At 72.5% G+C, this 15,708-nt stretch carries 15 protein-coding genes; 10 read left to right on the forward strand and 5 right to left on the reverse strand.

The window, feature by feature from the left end; all coding sequences use genetic code 11:
- Positions 1 to 2: 2 nt before the first annotated feature.
- The 3 genes from AB0C28_RS18755 (at position 3) to AB0C28_RS18765 (ending at position 5,671) form a co-directional block, all read left to right on the forward strand.
- Positions 3 to 2,258: an NHLP family bacteriocin export ABC transporter peptidase/permease/ATPase subunit gene (locus AB0C28_RS18755; protein ID WP_357847625.1), complete on the forward strand. Its 2,256-nt coding sequence runs from the start codon at positions 3 to 5 to the stop codon at positions 2,256 to 2,258.
- A complete protein-coding gene (locus tag AB0C28_RS18760; RefSeq protein WP_357847623.1) occupies positions 2,255 to 5,197 on the forward strand; it encodes an NHLP bacteriocin export ABC transporter permease/ATPase subunit in 2,943 nt (980 codons plus the stop codon). The genes AB0C28_RS18755 and AB0C28_RS18760 overlap by 4 nt, the downstream gene beginning before the upstream one ends.
- A 129-nt stretch (positions 5,198 to 5,326) precedes the next feature.
- Positions 5,327 to 5,671: a YciI family protein gene (locus tag AB0C28_RS18765; RefSeq protein WP_346109591.1), complete on the forward strand. Its 345-nt coding sequence runs from the start codon at positions 5,327 to 5,329 to the stop codon at positions 5,669 to 5,671.
- Between the two features lie 65 nt (positions 5,672 to 5,736).
- Here the strand turns inward: AB0C28_RS18765 and AB0C28_RS18770 are convergent, their stop codons facing one another.
- The 3 genes from AB0C28_RS18770 to AB0C28_RS18780 are packed head-to-tail and all read right to left on the reverse strand — an operon-like array spanning position 5,737 to position 8,134.
- Positions 5,737 to 5,922 (reverse strand): hypothetical protein, encoded by a 186-nt coding sequence (locus AB0C28_RS18770; RefSeq protein ID WP_358075957.1) that lies wholly within the window; start codon positions 5,920 to 5,922, stop codon positions 5,737 to 5,739.
- Entirely contained in the window at positions 5,919 to 6,797 is an 879-nt protein-coding gene (locus AB0C28_RS18775) for a methyltransferase domain-containing protein (RefSeq protein WP_357847621.1), read from the reverse strand. Before AB0C28_RS18775 ends, AB0C28_RS18770 begins: the two co-directional genes overlap by 4 nt.
- The gene (locus tag AB0C28_RS18780; RefSeq protein ID WP_358075960.1) at positions 6,794 to 8,134 is read right to left on the reverse strand and encodes a cytochrome P450; all 1,341 of its coding nucleotides are present in this window, start codon (positions 8,132 to 8,134) and stop codon (positions 6,794 to 6,796) included. The genes AB0C28_RS18775 and AB0C28_RS18780 overlap by 4 nt, the downstream gene beginning before the upstream one ends.
- A gap of 306 nt (positions 8,135 to 8,440) precedes the next feature.
- Between AB0C28_RS18780 and AB0C28_RS18785 the strand changes: the two genes are divergently transcribed.
- From AB0C28_RS18785 to AB0C28_RS18795, 3 genes are read left to right on the forward strand one after another with little or no spacing between them, the layout of a single operon-like run.
- On the forward strand, positions 8,441 to 8,815 hold the full coding sequence (locus AB0C28_RS18785; RefSeq protein WP_346109588.1) for a hypothetical protein: 375 nt from the start codon (positions 8,441 to 8,443) through the stop codon (positions 8,813 to 8,815).
- A 48-nt stretch (positions 8,816 to 8,863) separates the two neighbouring features.
- Positions 8,864 to 9,805, forward strand: a complete 942-nt coding sequence (locus AB0C28_RS18790; protein WP_358075963.1) for an ABC transporter ATP-binding protein — start codon at positions 8,864 to 8,866, stop codon at positions 9,803 to 9,805.
- Positions 9,802 to 10,656, forward strand: coding sequence for an ABC transporter permease (locus AB0C28_RS18795; RefSeq protein WP_357847615.1), 855 nt, complete (start codon positions 9,802 to 9,804; stop codon positions 10,654 to 10,656). The genes AB0C28_RS18790 and AB0C28_RS18795 overlap by 4 nt, the downstream gene beginning before the upstream one ends.
- On the opposite strand, the gene AB0C28_RS18800 is transcribed toward AB0C28_RS18795, so the two are convergent.
- Complete coding sequence (locus AB0C28_RS18800) at positions 10,649 to 11,908, reverse strand: cytochrome P450 (protein WP_358075966.1); 1,260 nt, start codon at positions 11,906 to 11,908, stop codon at positions 10,649 to 10,651. The two genes, AB0C28_RS18795 and AB0C28_RS18800, sit on opposite strands and share 8 nt — an antisense overlap.
- Before the next feature lie 51 nt (positions 11,909 to 11,959).
- Between AB0C28_RS18800 and AB0C28_RS18805 the strand changes: the two genes are divergently transcribed.
- Genes AB0C28_RS18805 through AB0C28_RS18820 form a run of 4 tightly spaced genes read left to right on the forward strand, consistent with a single transcriptional unit; the run spans position 11,960 to position 15,507 of the window.
- Positions 11,960 to 13,165: an FAD-dependent oxidoreductase gene (locus AB0C28_RS18805; protein WP_358075969.1), complete on the forward strand. Its 1,206-nt coding sequence runs from the start codon at positions 11,960 to 11,962 to the stop codon at positions 13,163 to 13,165.
- On the forward strand, positions 13,162 to 14,091 hold the full coding sequence (locus AB0C28_RS18810) for a Rieske 2Fe-2S domain-containing protein (protein ID WP_358075972.1): 930 nt from the start codon (positions 13,162 to 13,164) through the stop codon (positions 14,089 to 14,091). The genes AB0C28_RS18805 and AB0C28_RS18810 overlap by 4 nt, the downstream gene beginning before the upstream one ends.
- Complete coding sequence (locus AB0C28_RS18815) at positions 14,088 to 14,888, forward strand: alpha/beta hydrolase (protein ID WP_357847608.1); 801 nt, start codon at positions 14,088 to 14,090, stop codon at positions 14,886 to 14,888. Before AB0C28_RS18810 ends, AB0C28_RS18815 begins: the two co-directional genes overlap by 4 nt.
- Positions 14,875 to 15,507 carry a VOC family protein gene (locus tag AB0C28_RS18820; protein WP_358075975.1) on the forward strand — a complete coding sequence of 211 codons (633 nt, stop codon included), beginning with the start codon at positions 14,875 to 14,877 and terminating at the stop codon, positions 15,505 to 15,507. Before AB0C28_RS18815 ends, AB0C28_RS18820 begins: the two co-directional genes overlap by 14 nt.
- Here the strand turns inward: AB0C28_RS18820 and AB0C28_RS18825 are convergent.
- Positions 15,490 to 15,651, reverse strand: coding sequence for a hypothetical protein (locus AB0C28_RS18825; protein ID WP_346112500.1), 162 nt, complete (start codon positions 15,649 to 15,651; stop codon positions 15,490 to 15,492). The genes AB0C28_RS18820 and AB0C28_RS18825 overlap by 18 nt on opposite strands.
- Positions 15,652 to 15,708: the final 57 nt, after the last annotated feature.

Below are 15,708 nucleotides of genomic sequence, written 5' to 3' on the forward strand. Positions count from 1 at the left end.
ATGTGACGACCACGAGCGCTCCCGCGCAGGCGAGCCCGCCGGCCCCGCCACCGTCACCGCCACGACCTGCCAGGCGGTGGCGGTGGCGGCGGCGCACGCCCACGGTGATCCAGATGGAGGCGGTGGAGTGCGGGGCCGCCTCGCTGGCGATGATCCTCGGCTACTACGGCAAGTTCGTCCCCCTGGAGGAGCTCCGCTCGGCCTGCGGCGTCTCCCGCGACGGCGCCAAGGCCTCCAGCGTGATCGCCGCCGCCCGCCGCTACGGGCTGATCGCCAGAGGCTTCCAGATGGAGGCCGAGGACCTGCGCTCGCTGACAGGGCCCGCCATCGTGTTCTGGGCGTTCCAGCACTTCATGGTCCTCGAAGGGGTGCGCGCCAGGTTCGGCAGGAAGGCCGTGGCGGTCAACGACCCGGCCGGCGGCCCGCGCATGATCGACTGGGACGACTTCGACTCCGGCTTCACCGGCGTGGTGCTCACCTTCGAGCCGGGACCGGACTTCCGGCCCGGCGGGCGGCCCACCCGGGTCGGCCAGGCGCTGCTGACCCGCCGCATGCCGTCGGGGCGGGCGCTGCCGCTGGTGCTGCTGGCCAGCCTGCTGCTGGTCGTCCCCGGCATCATCGGGCCCGCGTTCAGCCGGGTCTTCATCGACCGGGTGCTGACCGGGCGCGACCCGGGCTACCTGCTGCCGCTGCTGTTCGGCGTGGGGTTCACGGCGCTGGCGGTGTTCGTGCTGACCTCGGTGCAGCGGCACTACCTGCTGCGCATGGAGATCAGGCTCGGGCTGGTCAGCTCGGCCCGCTTCTTCCGTCACCTGCTGCGGCTGCCCGTGGAGTTCTACCTCCAGCGCCGCCCCGCCGAGGTGGCCAAGCGGGTGCAGGCCAACGACACCGTCGCCGAGATCCTCTCCCGCGACCTGGCCATCACCCTGGTCAACCTGGTGCTGGTGCTGTTCTACGGCATCGTCCTCATCCGCTACGACCTGCTGCTCGGCCTGGTCGGGGTGGGGATGGCGCTGGTCAACATCCTGGTGCTGCGGCAGGTGTCCAGAGCCCGTACGGACGCCGTGGCCGCGCTCCGCGCCGACTTGGGCAACCTCACCTCGACCACGTTCAACACCCTGCAGCTCATCGAGACCGTCAAGGCCACCGGCGCCGAGCCCGCCGCGTTCCAGCGCTGGGCGGGCTTCCTGGCCAAGGCGGTCACCGCCAAGCAGCGGCTGGGCGTGGCCACGGCCACGCTGACCGTCGTGCCGCCGCTGCTGGCCGGCGTCAACAGCGGGCTCATCCTGCTGATCGGCGGCCTGCGGGTGGTGGACGGCGTGATCAGCGTGGGCATGCTGGTGGCCTTCCAGACCCTGCTCACCTCCCTGTCCAGGCCCGTCACGCAGCTCACGAACCTGGGCGGGCAGTTGCAGGACATCTCCGCCGACGTCTGCCGCCTGTACGACGTCGAGAAGTACCCCGTGGCCGCCACCTTCGAGCGCCGCGAGCCCGTACGGGAGCGGGCCGAGGGCCGCCTGGACGGCCGGCTGGAGTTCGACCGGGTCACGTTCGGCTACAACGCGCTGGCCACGCCCGTGATCAAGGACCTGTCGTTCACGCTGGTGCCAGGACGCAGGGTGGCGATCGTCGGCAACTCCGGCAGCGGCAAGTCGACCGCGGGCAAGCTGGCCGCCGGACTCTACGTGCCGACCTCCGGACGGGTGCTGCTCGACGGCCTGCCCAGGGAGGACCTGCCCAGGGAGGTGGTGGCCGCGTCGGTCGCGTACGTGGACCAGGACATCACCCTGTTCGAGGGCACCGTGCGCGACAACCTGACCCTGTGGAGCGACGACGTGCCGGACGAGGTCGTCGTCTCCGCGCTGCGCGACGCCGCCCTGTTCGACCTGATCGCCACCAGGCCGGGCGGCCTCAACAGCGGCGTGCTGGAGGGCGGGCGCAACTTCAGCGGCGGCCAGCGGCAGCGCCTGGAGCTGGCCAGGGCCCTGTCGCTCCGGCCGACCCTGCTGATCCTGGACGAGGCCACCAGCGCGCTGGACCCGGAGACGGAGCGGAACATCGCCGACCACCTGCGCAGACGCGGCTGCGGCTGCCTCATCATCGCCCACCGGCTGTCCACCGTGCGCGACGCCGACGAGATCATCGTCCTCGACCGCGGCGAGGTGGTCGAGCGCGGCCGGCACGCCGAGCTGCTGGCGCTGGACGGGCACTACGCGGAGCTGCTCAGGAGCTCGCGCAGGAACGGGGAAGGAACGTGACGACGCCGGCGCTCTCGGCGCACTCCGCGTTCTCGCCGTTCTTCACCGACGCGGCCACTCCGGTGGACTACTCCGCGGACAACCTGTTCGTCATGTCGGGCGTGCGTGAGGTGCTGCTGGTCGAGCGGGGCGAGGTGGACCTGTTCGCCGTGCGCCTGGAGAACGGGCGTCCGGTGGGCCGCTGGAACTACCTGTGCCGGATCCGTGAGGGCACGCTGCTGCCCGGCGCACCCCGAGGCCCGCGGCACGGCATTGTGGGCCGTCCCGTGCCCGGCTCGCTCGTCTCGCGCGTCCCGCTGGCCAGGCTGCGCGAGCTGGCCGGCACCGGGCGCTCGGCCACGATGTCCACCGCCGATTACGGGCTGGCCGTCAAGCAGCTCGTACGCGGCCTGGAGGCGGGCATGGTGTCGCTGGCCACCGCGCTGCGCGACGGGCTGCCCCCGCGCGAGTTCGTCCCCCTGGCCTCGGACGCGGTCACCGTGCTCGGCCAGAACCGGGCCGCCAGGTCGGTGGACGGCGTGCGCTGGCTCAGCGTCGAGGAGGGCGCGGTCGAGATGCCCGACGGCGTGGCCGGCGTGCTCACCGCGGGCGCGGAGCTGTCGGTGACCGAGCGGGACTGGGTGGTCGCCACCACCCCTGCCCGGCTGCGCTCCAGGTCCACCTGGCAGCTGCTGGCGGACGAGACGCTCTGGAGCCGCTGGGTGGAGCACGCCATCCGCTTCCTCTACACCGTGGACCGGCGGGTCGAACGGCAGCGGGCCCGCGAGCTGCGCTCGCTGGAGCGCAGGAAGGAGCAGGAGTCGGCCACCACCGTGGCGGCCAGGCGCAGCTTCGACACGCTCGTGCGCGACACCGAGGCCAGGGTGCGCCTGGCCGACGTCAGCAACGATCCGCCGGCGCTGGCCGCGGCCAGGCTGGTGGCCTCGCACGCCGGCTTCACCGTCACCGCGCCGCCGCCGGGCAGCAGCAGGGAGGTCGATCCGCTCCAGGCCGTCGCCCTGGCCTCGGGAGTGCGGACCAGGACCGTCCGGCTGGACGACGGCTGGTGGAAACGGGACATCGGCCCCATGGTGGGCTACCTGCGCGACGACGAGACCCCCGTGGCGCTGCTGCCCATCGGCTCGCGGTACGTGCTCGCCCAGCCGGGACAGAGCCGGGTCACCCCCGTGACCAGAGCAGTCGCGGCCACGCTGGCCAACAAGGCCGAGGTGCTCTACGAGCCACTGCCGCGCGAGGTGCGCACCGTGGCCGGGCTGCTGCGCTTCGGGCTGGCCCGCAACGGCCACGACCTGTTCGTGCTCGCCTCCCTCGGCACGATCGTGGCCGTCATCGGCCTGCTCGTTCCCGCGATGACCGGGCTGGTGCTGGGCACGTTCGTGGCGCGGGCCGAACGCGACCTCATCGTGCAGGGCGCGGCGCTGGTCATCGGCGGCGCCTTCGTGGCGGGCGCGCTGTCGATCGTCCAGAACGTGGCCGCGCTGCGCATCGAGGGCCGCGCGTCCGCCCGGGTGCAGGCGGGGGCGTGGACCCGGCTGCTGTCGCTGCCCGTCACGTTCTTCGGCAGATACTCCACCGGCGAGCTGGGCACCACCGTGCTCGGCGTGAGCGCGGCCCAGGAGATGCTCTCCGGCGTCATGACCACGGCCACGCTCGGCCTGTTCGGCGGCCTGGCCAACCTCGTCCTCGTCTACGTCTACGACGTCCGCCTCGCGCTGCTCGCGACCCTGCTGGTGCTGGCCGGCGTGCTGGTGTGCGCGGTCGCCGGCTTCTTCGAGGTACGTCTGCAGCGCCGCCTGTACGAGCAGGAGCAGCGGCTGTCGTCCCGGGTCTTCCAGCTCCTGTCGGCCGTGCCCAAGCTGCGCGTGGCCGCCGCGGAGGACCAGGCGTTCGCCGTGTGGACCCGCGACTTCACGCGGACCAGGGCCACCTCGGCCAAGGCCAGACGGCTGCAGAACCTGGTGACCACGTTCAACGCGGGCTTCCCGCTCGTCTGCTCGTGCGTGATTTTCGCCGTGGCGGCCGGGCCCATGCGCGGGCAGCTGCCGATCGCCGCGTTCCTGGCCTTCTTCACCGCCTTCAGCCTGCTCATCGCGTCCGTGCTGCAGTTCACCGGCGCGGCCATCACCGCCATGAGCATCGTGCCGATGCTGGAGAAGCTGGCGCCCGTCCTGGAGGTCGAGCCCGAGGACGACGCGGGCAAGGCCGACCCCGGCGACCTGTCGGGCCGCATCACCCTGTCCAAGGTCTCCTTCCGTTACGGCGCGGACGGGCCCAGGGCGCTGAGCGAGATCGACCTGTCGATCGAGCCCGGTGAGTTCGTCGCGATCGTCGGGCCGACCGGCAGCGGCAAGTCCACGATCCTGCGCCTGCTGCTCGGCTTCGAGCAGCCCGACTCGGGCAGCGTCATGTACGACGGCCAGGACCTGGGCGAGCTCGACCTCGGCGCGGTGCGCCGCCAGTGCGGGGTGGTGCTGCAGAACGGCGCCCTGCTCGCCGGCGACATCAGGCAGAACATCGTCGGCAGCACCAGCCACACGATCGACGACGCCTGGGAGGCCGCCGCGATGGCCGGCATCGACGGCGACATCACCGCCATGCCGATGGGCATGCACACCGTCCTGTCCGAGGGCACCCACACGCTCTCGGGCGGGCAGCGGCAGCGCATCATGATCGCCAGGGCACTGGTATCCCGCCCGCGCATCGTCTTCTTCGACGAGGCCACCAGCGCTCTGGACAATCCCGCGCAGAACGTCATCGCCGAGAGCACCCGCAGGCTCAACGCCACCCGCGTCGTCATCGCCCACCGGCTGTCCACCATCAGGGACGCCGACAAGATCCTCGTGCTCGACGGCGGGCGCGTCGTCCAGCAGGGCACCTATGACGAGCTGCTGGGCGACGAGCAGGGCCTGTTCGCCCGCCTGGCCCGGCGGCAGATCTAGCGGGCCGGTCAGGTGATGAGGTCGAGTTGAGGCGCTGCGACGTGGAAGGATGTCACGATAGTGCCGACCGGGGCTCTGCCCGCTCCTCGACGATCCCGAGGGCAGATCTCCTAGGAAGGTAGGCGACTGATGGACTTCGTGCTGCTGATCCACGGCGACGAGATGCTCTGGGACGCCTTCAGCGAGAGCGAACGCACACGCATGGCCGAGGCGCACCGCCAGTTCGGCAGGGCGATGGTGACGGCGGGTGTCAAGGTCAAATATGGCGCGGGGCTGACCAGGTCCCGCGAGGGCAAGCTGGTCAGGCCCGACGGGCCGGCCGTGGCCGGGCCCTACGCGGTGGGGCGCGAGCAGATCGGCGGCATCTGGATCATCGAGGTCAAGTCCGCGGAGGAGGCCGAGGCGTGGGCGCGCAAGATGCCGTACGCGCCCGGCGACATCGTCGAAGTACGCCCCTGCGACCCCACCGCCTGACGACCGTTCCGGGGCCGTCCGGAGCCCTCTGAGCGCTCCGGACGGCCCGTCGTCAGTAACTGTCGTCAGTAGCTGGGGCGGCGGCTGAGCACGATGCCCACGGCCAGGAAGAGCAGGCCGGCCACGCCGTACACGATGGCCAGGGACGTCGCGGGCGGCTGCTGGCTGGCGTTGATCACCGCCAGGCCGAGTCCGACGATCCCGCTGATGTAGCAGAAGATCGCCACGAAGATCTTCCAGAACGGACTCATTGCGCATTCCTCCAGAACCTTGCGGGTTTCTCCGGAACTGTCTCCGGTACTGAGGGGGCCGGGCCTGGCGGCGCGGTCCCGGCTGCGGCGAAGCCGAGGAGCATGACCCAGGCGTCCGGGTCGGCCAGGAAACGCCGCCAGCGGTCGGCGGCCAGGGCCAGCTCGGCCATCGACAGCGCGCCCGAGGCCACCAGCGGCACCAGCCGCTCGGGGCCCAGGTGCGGGGCGAAGGCGGCCGTGGGGTGGGTGTCGTTCGTCGCGGCGAAGGGGCGCAGCACCACGTCGGTGAAGCCGCTCCCGCGCAGCAGCCTGGTGAGCTTCCTGCCGATCTGACGGTCGCCTCCCGCGCCGCGCTGCGCCTGGGCCATCGTGGCGTGCACGGAGGCCAGCTCGGGATACATCGGATCGGCCAGGCCCCACAGCATGCTGTCCACCTCGACGGCGACGAGGGTGCCGCCGGGCCGCAGCACCCGTAGTGCCTCGGTCAGCATCGGGACGGGGTCGGCGAGGTGCTGCAGTACGTAGCGCAGCAGTACGCCGCCCACGCTTGCCGTACGCAGGGGCAGCCGGGCGCCGTCGGCGGCCACGAGCGGCGCGCCGCAGCCGCCCGCGTGGCGGAGCAGCCCCGCGTCCACGTCCAGCGCGATGACGGGCAGGCCGGGCTCGGCCGCGCGCAGCCTGCGGGTGATCGCGCCCGAGCCCGCGCCCAGCTCCAGCAGCGGGCCCGCACGGGTCAGCCCGAGGTCACTCATGATGCGCAGCTCCTCGTCGAACGAGAGCGCCGCCTGCGCTTCGAGGCGGGCCAGCTCGCCGTCCACGCCACCCCAGGTGGTGTTGGCGACGTCGTACGAGCCCGCCGCGGCCGGCGCGCTCACCGGGGCCTCGGAACCATCATCAGGCCGTGCCTGGGCCGCAGCGTGACCAGGGCCTCCGGCTCGACGGGGAATCCCGGCACCAGCTCCATGCGCAGGTCACGCAGGATGACGGCGAGCACCAGCGTGGCCTCGACCAGGGCGAAGTGCCGCCCCAGGCAGATGCGCGGGCCGCCGCCGAAGGGCAGGTACTGGTGGCTGAGGTGCCGGGCCGCATGTTCGGGGTCGAAGCGCTCGGGGCGGTAGACGGCGGGGTCGTCCCAATAACGCGGGTCGCGGTGCAGCACCCACGGGCTGACGCAGACCAGCGAGCCGGCCGGGATGTCGTAGCCGTCGATCACGTCGGCCGCCACGCTGCGCCGCGAGATGAGCCAGACCGGCGGGTAGAGCCGCATCGCCTCCTGCACGGCCTGCCTGCATCTGCGTAGCGCGGGCAGGTCGGCGGCGACCGGCGCCCTGCCGCCCAGCACCTCGTCGATCTCCGCCCGGACGGCGGCGGCCGCCTCGGGGTGGCGGTCGAGCAGGTAGAGCGTCCAGGTCAGGGACTTGGCGGTGGTCTCGTGCCCGGCCATGACGATGGTCAGCACCTGATCCCGCAACTCGACGTCGGCCGGGCCGCCGGGCCCTGCTGCTGCGGTGGGCCCGGCGGCTGCGGTGGGCTCGGTGTCAGGCCCCGCCGCGGGTCCGGTGCCGGGGTGGGGGTGTCCGTCGGTGAGCAGGGCGCTGAGCAGGTCGTCGCCGGGTCCGCCCGCGCGGCGCGCCGCGATGATCACTCGGGTCACCTGGTCGAGGAAGGCCCGCGCCCGCTGGAAGCCGACGTACCGCGCGGCCGTGTCGGCCGGGTCCGGGTCGTCGCTGGGTACGTAGTGCCCGATGAACCGGTTGACCGCGTCCACCGCCCGGCCGAACCCCTCGCCCGCGCCGCCGATGTCGGTGCCGAGCATGGCCTTCACGATCACGGTCAGGGTGAGCGAGGTCAGGTCGTGGTCCACCCGTACCGGCCCGGCGCCCCGCCACTGCGCCGCCAGCTGCTCCGCCGCCGCCACGATGACCTGGTCGAACCGGTTGACCTCGGCGGGCCTGAAGGCCGGCGCGCACCTGCGCCGCTGCGCCGCCCACTCGGCGCCGTTGCTGGTCAGCAGGCCGTTGCCGAGCAGCGGGCGCAGCATGTCGTCGTCCGGCGTGCGGTCCTTGGTGTAGTTCGCCCCGTTCTCCTTGAGTACGTACCGCGCCAGATCCGGCCGGTTGAGCATGTAGACCGGCTCCCCGTCGGCATCGTGGCGGGTGACGTCCCCGTGGGCCGCCATCGCGGTGACGAACTCCAGCGGCGCGTCTCGCATGGCCCGCAGGCTCTGGGTCCCCGCCGGTCCAGGCGGCACCCGGGGGGATACGTACGTCCCGGACATGAGCACTCCCGATGGCTTACGCAATTGAATGTTCCGATACGCATTTCCGGCCGTTGAATACGTATATGTATTTCGTACGGTTCCGGCCCGCGCATTTGCAGAGTACCTTTCACGCAGAGGTCTCTCAATACTTAATCAATGGCTCCGGAAATTAAGTCTGGGCACCCGGAATTCGCCGTGCAAGACTCCGTTTCGAGACGGCGCACCGGCGCCGAAGGGGAAAAGCTCCAGGAGGACGCAATGGCCCTGAATCCCAGAGAGCGGACCGAATTCGTCAACGCCTACACGCGAGTACTGATCACCGCGTGGTCGAGCGAGGAGTTCTCGGCCAAGCTCGACAGCAACCCGCGCGAGGCGCTGGCGGAATCCGGCCTCGAGGTTCCCGCGGGCGCCGAGATCAACGTCGTGCGCAACGTCCCGGACAACGCCCACGACTCCAACCTCGACGTCCAGGTCTCCCTGTGGGAGCGCGGGCTGGAGACGGGGACGTACGAATTCCACATCCCCGAGACGCCGCAGATCGACATGGCCGAGCTGAGCGAGGGCGACCTCGACTCGATCGCGGCCGGCGTCGACATCAACTGCTGCTGCTGCCCGTGCTGCTGCTGCACCTGACCTGAGCCGCCACAGAGGTCTTCGCACGCCCGAGAGGAAGAGGAGATCATGTCCGACGATCAGGCGAACCCGATCCGCGTACGGGGGCTGCGCAAGCAGTACGGCTCCAGCCACACCCTGCGAGGCGTGGACCTGGACGTCCGGCCAGGAGAGGTGTTCGCCTTACTCGGCCCCAACGGCGCCGGCAAGACGACGACGGTCGAGATCCTCGAGGGCGTGCGCAGGCGTACTGGTGGCGAGGTCCAGGTCCTCGGCCGTGACCCGGCCGAGGACGCGCCCCGGTGGCGCGCCAGGCTCGGCATCGTGCCGCAGACCACCGGCGCGTACACGGACCTGACGGTACGCGAGGTGGTCGAGCACTTCGCCTCCTTCTACCCGGCTCCGCTGCCCGTCGACCAGGTGATCGGCATGGTGGGGCTGGGCAGGCAGGAACGCAAGCAGACCCAGACGCTGTCGGGCGGCCAGCTGCGCCGCCTCGACGTGGCCGTGGGCGTGGTCGGCGACCCCGACCTGATCTTCCTGGACGAGCCCACCACCGGGCTCGACCCGGAGGCGCGGGCGGAGGCATGGGACCTGGTGCGTTACTTCGCCGACCAGGGCAAGACGACCGTGCTGACCACCCACTACCTCGACGAGGTGGAGGCGCTGGCGCAGCGGGCCGCCGTCATCGTCGCGGGCGAGATCGTGGAGACCGGCGCCGTCAGCGAGCTCGGCGGGCGGCGCGACGTGCCCGCCACGGTCAGCTTCACCCCGACCGGCGGCCTGAGCGCCGCCGGCCTGCCCGAACTGCCGCAGGACACGACCGTGGGCGCGCGGACGGACGAGATCATCACGCTGCACACCCACCGGCCCACGCGGGCGCTGGCCGCGCTGCTGCCGTGGGCGGCCCGCGAAGGCGTCGAGGAGCTGCGGGACCTGCGGGTCCACCGGCCCACGCTGGAGGACGTCTATCTCAAGCTGATCCGCGAGAACCAGGGGGAACCGTCATGACCAGCTCGGACGCCGTGGTCGCGGGACAGAGCCGCGCGGTCGCGTATGGCGGGGGCTCGGGGCTGTGGCGGGCGTCGGTGGCGCGCTCGTCGGTCGAGCTGAAGTCGTTCTTCCGCAACCGGCAGTCGCTGTTCTTCACGCTGCTGCTGCCGATCGTGCTGCTGCTGGTGCTCGGCTCGATCTTCTCCGGCACGGTCCCCGGCACCCACACCGACTTCAAGCAGATGTTCGTGGCCGGGATCATCGCCTGCGGCATCATGAGCGTCAGCTTCAACGGCCTGGCCATCAACATCGCGATCGAGCGGGACAACGGCATGATCCGCCGCCTGGCCTCCTCGCCGATGCCGAAGACCGCGTACTTCGCCGGCAAGATCGTCCGGGTGACCGTGACCGGCATCCTGGAGGCCGCGATCCTGCTGGTCGTCGGGGTGGTCCTGTTCCACCTGCCGATGCCGTCGGACCCCGGCCACTGGATCACGTTCCTGTGGGTGCTGCTGCTCGGCGCGGCGGCCTGCTCGCTGCTGGCGGTCGCGTTCAGCTCGGTCATTCCCAACGCCAGGTCGGCGGCGGCGATCGTGACGCTGCCGTTCCTGGTGCTGCAGTTCATCTCGGGGGTGTTCTTCCCCTACAGCGAGTTGCCCGCCTGGATGCAGACGATCGCGGCGTTCTTCCCGCTGAAGTGGATGACGCAGGGGCTGCGCTCCGTCTTCCTGCCCGCGGACTTCGCCGTGGTGGAGCCCGCGCACGCGTGGGAGCTGGGCAGGACCGCGGTCGTGCTCGGCTCGTGGTGCGCGGCGGCGCTGCTGCTGAGCCTGCTGACCTTCCGCTGGCGCGGCGCGAACGTCAGGTAGTGAGGGTGAAGCCGGTCAGCCGCCTGGGCACCATGCTCGGCGCCCACACGGGCGGGTCGCCGACGGGACGCAGCTCCGGATACCTGGTCAGTAGGCCGCCGAGCAACAGCGCGCCGGCCTGCCTGACCAGCGGGGCGCCGAGACAGAGATGGGTGCCCGCGCCGAAGGCGAGGTGCGGGTTGGGCGCGCGCGACACCACCAGCTCGTCGGGCTCCGCGAAGACCGCCGGGTCGCGGTTTGCCGCTCCGACCAGGGCCAGCACCCTGGCCCCCGCCGGGATCACGCCGCCGTCCAGCCGTACCTCCTCGGTGGTCACCCTGGCCGTGAACGGGATCGGCGACTCCAGGCGCAGCAGCTCGTCCACGGCCGACACGGCCGCCTCGTGGCTCTCGCGTACCTGTTCGGCGGCGTCCTTCCTGGGCAGCAGCCGGTGCAGCGCGTTGCCCACCATCTCGGCCAGCGGCTTCCACCCGCCGACGACGGTGAGCGAGGCGATCCCGAGCATCTCCGCCCTGGTCAGCCGATCATCGGCGGCCAGCCTCCCGAACGGCGACCCACCCGCGGTGTCGGCGGCTGCCGCAGAACCCGCCGAGCCGGTGGAGCCCGTCGCAGCCGCGGTGGAAGCCGAAGCCGCCGTGGCCCGTACAGCCTCGGCCGCCGCGTCGGCGCGGTCGCCGAGGAAGCGGGTCAGCTCGCCCATCGCGGCCCGCCCCGCCGCCGCGGCCTGCGGCCCGGCCAGCGGGTCGAGGTTGACCGAGACCCGCGCAGCCAGCACGGCGAAGGCGGCCCGGTCGGCGGGCGGCAGCCCGAACAGCTCGGCCAGCACGCCGGTGGCCAGCGGCTCGCCGATGTCGGCCGTGGCCTCGATCCGCTCGCGTCCGGCCAGGCCGTCCAGCACCCGCTCGATCTCGGCGGCGATGCCGCCGGAGATCCCGCGGATCGCGGCCGGCCCCATCAGCAGTGCCCCCGGCGAGCGTAACCGCTGGTGCTCAGGGGGATCGGTGGTGAGCATCGACGGCGGCAGCTCGTCGTCCCTGACCCGCTCCCGCTGCCCCAGCGCCGCGGAGAAGCGCGGGTCGCGCAGCGCGAGCGCGCAGTCGGCGTGCGTGGTCAGCAGCCACATGCGCGAGGTGACGTCGAAGTGGACCGGATCGTGCTCACGCAGCCACCGGTACGCGGGATACGGATCCAGCCGCCCGCGAGGAGAGAACGGGTGGGCCAGGTGGGCGGGCAGCGTACGGGATGCGGTCATCGCGTCTCCTCGTGATCAAGCCGACGACAACCTACTACAGAGGAGCGGCCGGTGGCAGAGCTCGACGTGGTCGTGATCGGCGCGGGCGTGAGCGGCCTGGCCGCCGCCGCGAAACTGGCGGGCGCGGGCCTGGCGGTGGAGGTGCTGGAGGCCAGGACGCGGATCGGCGGCCGGATCCACACAGACGAGGACTCGGGACTGGAGCTCGGCGCGCAGGTCGTGCACGGCGACCGCAACCCGATCGGCGCGCGGCCGGGCCTGCCCGCCCTGGTGCCGCTGCCCCGCTACACCGCCAGAGTGCTCATGAACGGCGCCCCCCACCCGCTGTCCGCACTCCGCCCACCCCCGCCGCTGCTGGAAGAGCGACTGGTGGCAGGCACGAGCGGGGACGTGTCGGTGGCGCAGTGGCTGAAGGAGCAGACGGCACGTTTTCCTGCCGCGCTGGAGCCGGCCGCCGAGTGGTTCAGGCAGAACTGGGCCGCCGACCCCGAGGCGCTGAGCGCGCTCGGCGTGGCCGCGGCCCGCCGCGCCGACGCCGTGGGACAAGGCCAGTTCGCCCTGCCCGGCGGCTTCCGCACGCTGCCCGAGCGGCTGGCGGACGGCCTGCGGGTGCGGCTGGGCGACCCGGTCGTGCGCCTGACCTGGTCGCCAGGACGGGTCCGCGCGGTCACCGCCGCCGGCCACGTCGTGGTCGCGGTCGCGGCCGTGGTCACGGTGCCGCCGCCGATCGTCGCCGACGGGCGGCTCGCGATCGACGATCTGCCGGTACGCAAGCAGGCGGCGGCCCAGGAGCTGCGCCCCGGTGACGCCTGGTGCGCCCTGGTCACCTACCCGGAGCCCGCGCCCGAGTCCGTCGTGGTCTTCGACCCGGAAGGACGGCTGGGCTTCGTCACCGCCACGGCCGGCCGCCCCGAGGTAGTGATCATGGCGAAGGCCGGGGCGGCCGCCCGAGCCAGGGCCGTCTGGAGGGACGGACCCTTGCTGTCTCGGCTGGCTGAGGCGGTGCCCTGGACCAAGGGGCGGGTGCCGGTGGTGGTGAAGGTGGCTGACTGGGGGGCGGACCCGTGGGCCGGTGGGGCGTACACGTACCCGGGGGCGGGGGCGCTGTGGGCGCCCGCGGCCTGGGCCGAGCCGATGGGCGGGACGCTCTTCTTCGCCGGCGAGGCCACGACCGGCCTGGCCGGGCCGCCCATGGCGCACATGGCGATGGCCGGCGGGGAACGCGCGGCCACTGAGGTGATCGGAGCACTGAGGTGATCGGACAGACCACGACCGGCCCCCCGCCGGGAGACCTGCACGGCGGCTGGTTCCTGCTCGCGCTCGACGACGAACTCGCCCCCGGCCTCACCCCGCTGCGGCTGGGCGGCAAGGACCTGATCGCGGTGCGCGACGACGACGGCGTCCGCGTGTTCGAGGCCACCTGCCCGCACCGGGGCGCCCACCTCGGCTACGGCGGCAAACTGGACGGGCAGTGCGTCGTCTGCCCCTTCCACGGCAAGCGGATCGCGCTCGGCGACCGGGCCCGCCGCTGGTCGGTGGCCGAGGTGCGGACGTTGCACGCCGGGGCGGCGGTGTTCGCCCGGCTGTCCGGCGATCCGGGCGACGACCGGGGCTTCGAGCAGGCGATCAAACAGGCGGCCGGGGAGCTGACGTTCGTCGCGGCGGTGAACCAGCGGGTCGCGGTCCCGGCCGAGTACGTGGTCGAGAACGCCTTCGACGCCGAGCACTTCAGCACCGTCCACCTGGTGCCTGCGGTGCGGGGCATGCGGGTCAGCATGGGGGAGCACGACGAGCTGGTCATCGAGGGAGAGTTCAGGACGAAGGCGCCGCCGTGGGAGAAGGAGCGGCGGCTGAACTTCGCCTCCCGGTTCGTGGCCCGCGCCTACAGCCCGCACCTCGTGCTGACCGAGCTGGGCACGGCCGCGGCGCCGTACACGATCATCACGGGGGCGGTGCCGGACGGGACGGGCAGCGTGGGGCGGGTGGTCATCGGCGTGCGGCCGGACCAGCAGGAGTCGCTGCCCGCGCTCGTGCACGGGGCCCGCTACGCCTTCGACCAGGACCGCGTGGTCTGGGACCACCTGGACGTGCACGCCCCGCAGCGCTACGACGCGGCCGACACGTCCGTGATCGCCTTCCGCCGCTTCTGCTCCGGTTTCGCCCCGGTGGGGGTGACGTCGTGAGCCTGCATGTGCGTACGCGCGGCGACGGCCCCTCGGTGTTGTGGATCCACGGCTACACGATGGACTCCTCGGTCTGGGAGCCGCTGTGGGGGCTGCTGCCCGGCTGGCGGCACGTCGGCGTGGACCTGCCGGGCCACGGCCGGTCGCGGCCGCTGCGGCCGGGCACGTCGCTGCCGGCGTTGGCGGCGGAGCTGGCCGGGCTGGCCCGCGCCGAAGGGGCCACGCTGGTGGTGGCCGAGTCGATCGGTTCCATGATCGCCCTGCAACTGGTCATCGACCACCCCGGCGACGTGCGCGGGCTGGTCGTCGGCTCGCCGACCATCGCCGGCGCGCCCGCCGAGCCGGGCACCGCGGGGCGCTACCGCACGCTGGCCGGGCTGGCCAGGATGGGCGTGGACGGCGAACGGCTGGCCGACGTGTGGATGGCGGCCCCGCCGGACATCTTCCGCGGCACCGAGCGCCATCCCGAGCTGCGCGCCAGGCTGCGCGCGATCGTGGCCAGGCACTCGTGGCGCGAGCTGCGTGACGGCGCCATGTACGGCCTGAGCAGGCACGTCCACACGGTGGACGATCTGCGCGGCATCAGGGCGCGCACCCTGGTCGTGCTGGGCGAGCAGGACATGCCGGGCTTCCGGGCGAGCGCGGAGCTGCTGCGCGGGTCCGTCCCCGGCTGCGGCGTGATCACCGTGCCCGACGCCGGGCACCTGTGCATGATCGAGCGTCCCGCCGCCGTGGCGCCCGTCATCGACGCTCATCTGCGGACGGCGGCGCGGGAGGTGCAGCATGCCGATTCATGAGCACTACCGGCCGGGCACGCCGTGCTGGGTGGACTACGGGGCGCTGGACCCCGAGGGCGCGCGGGCCTTCTACGGGGAGCTGTTCGGCTGGACGTTCCGCGACGGGGGCGGCTACTCCTTCATCGAGCTCGGCGGCCGGGTCGTGGGCGGCTTCGGACGGGTGCCCGCCGGGCTGCCCGCCTCGTGGAACACGTACCTGGCGACGCCGGACGCGCAGGCGGCGGCCGTACAGGTGAAGGAGAGAGGCGGGAGCGTGCTGCTCGGCCCGGTTCCGGCCGGCCACGACGGGCGGCTGCTGTTCGCGCTCGACGCCTGCGGGGCGCCCTTCGGCCTATGGGAGGGGCGCAGGCCGGCCGGGATCGTCCTGGTGGACGAGCCGGGCACCTGGTGCGGCCACGAGCTGTGGACGCACGACGCCGGCTTCTATCCCGGTCTGCACGGGGTCGAGGTCATGGCGCCGCCGGAGGGGATGAGCCCGTGCTGGCTGACGTTCTTCGCCACCGCCGGCCGCGCGGCGACGAGCGCGCGGGCGGTCGAATCGGGCGCCACGATCGTCTCGGGCCGAGACCACGCGACGATCGTGCGCGACCCCTGGGGCGCGCTACTGGCGCTGACGTGAACGTGCGGTGATGACGAAGAACGCGGCCACGAGGAGGGCTCCGACGATGGCGACCACCGAGCCCACTGTTTGCCCGATCAGGAAGGCCACGATGACCGCGGCCGCGTAGACCAGGGGGACGACCAGCCGGAGGTTCAAGCCCATGAGCGCTCCTTGGATGAGAGAACGGACCTCGGATCCAGCATCGGCTCGCCGTTCGCC

The organism is Nonomuraea sp. NPDC048892, assembly GCF_040649735.1.
In the GTDB taxonomy this organism is placed as follows: domain Bacteria; phylum Actinomycetota; class Actinomycetes; order Streptosporangiales; family Streptosporangiaceae; genus Nonomuraea; species Nonomuraea maheshkhaliensis.

Bases quoted from the DNA above. Each gene is read 5' to 3' on its own strand.
- AB0C28_RS18785 (WP_346109588.1), top strand. From the start codon at position 8,441: ATGGCCCTGAATCCCAGAGAGCGGACCGAATTCGTCAACGCCTACACG.
- AB0C28_RS18780 (WP_358075960.1), bottom strand. From the start codon at position 8,134: ATGCGAGACGCGCCGCTGGAGTTCGTCACCGCGATGGCGGCCCACGGG.
- AB0C28_RS18820 (WP_358075975.1), top strand. From the start codon at position 14,875: ATGCCGATTCATGAGCACTACCGGCCGGGCACGCCGTGCTGGGTGGAC.
- AB0C28_RS18770 (WP_358075957.1), bottom strand. From the start codon at position 5,922: ATGAGTCCGTTCTGGAAGATCTTCGTGGCGATCTTCTGCTACATCAGC.
- AB0C28_RS18800 (WP_358075966.1), bottom strand. From the start codon at position 11,908: ATGACCGCATCCCGTACGCTGCCCGCCCACCTGGCCCACCCGTTCTCT.
- AB0C28_RS18790 (WP_358075963.1), top strand. From the start codon at position 8,864: ATGTCCGACGATCAGGCGAACCCGATCCGCGTACGGGGGCTGCGCAAG.
- AB0C28_RS18795 (WP_357847615.1), top strand. From the start codon at position 9,802: ATGACCAGCTCGGACGCCGTGGTCGCGGGACAGAGCCGCGCGGTCGCG.
- AB0C28_RS18765 (WP_346109591.1), top strand. From the start codon at position 5,327: ATGGACTTCGTGCTGCTGATCCACGGCGACGAGATGCTCTGGGACGCC.
- AB0C28_RS18825 (WP_346112500.1), bottom strand. From the start codon at position 15,651: ATGGGCTTGAACCTCCGGCTGGTCGTCCCCCTGGTCTACGCGGCCGCG.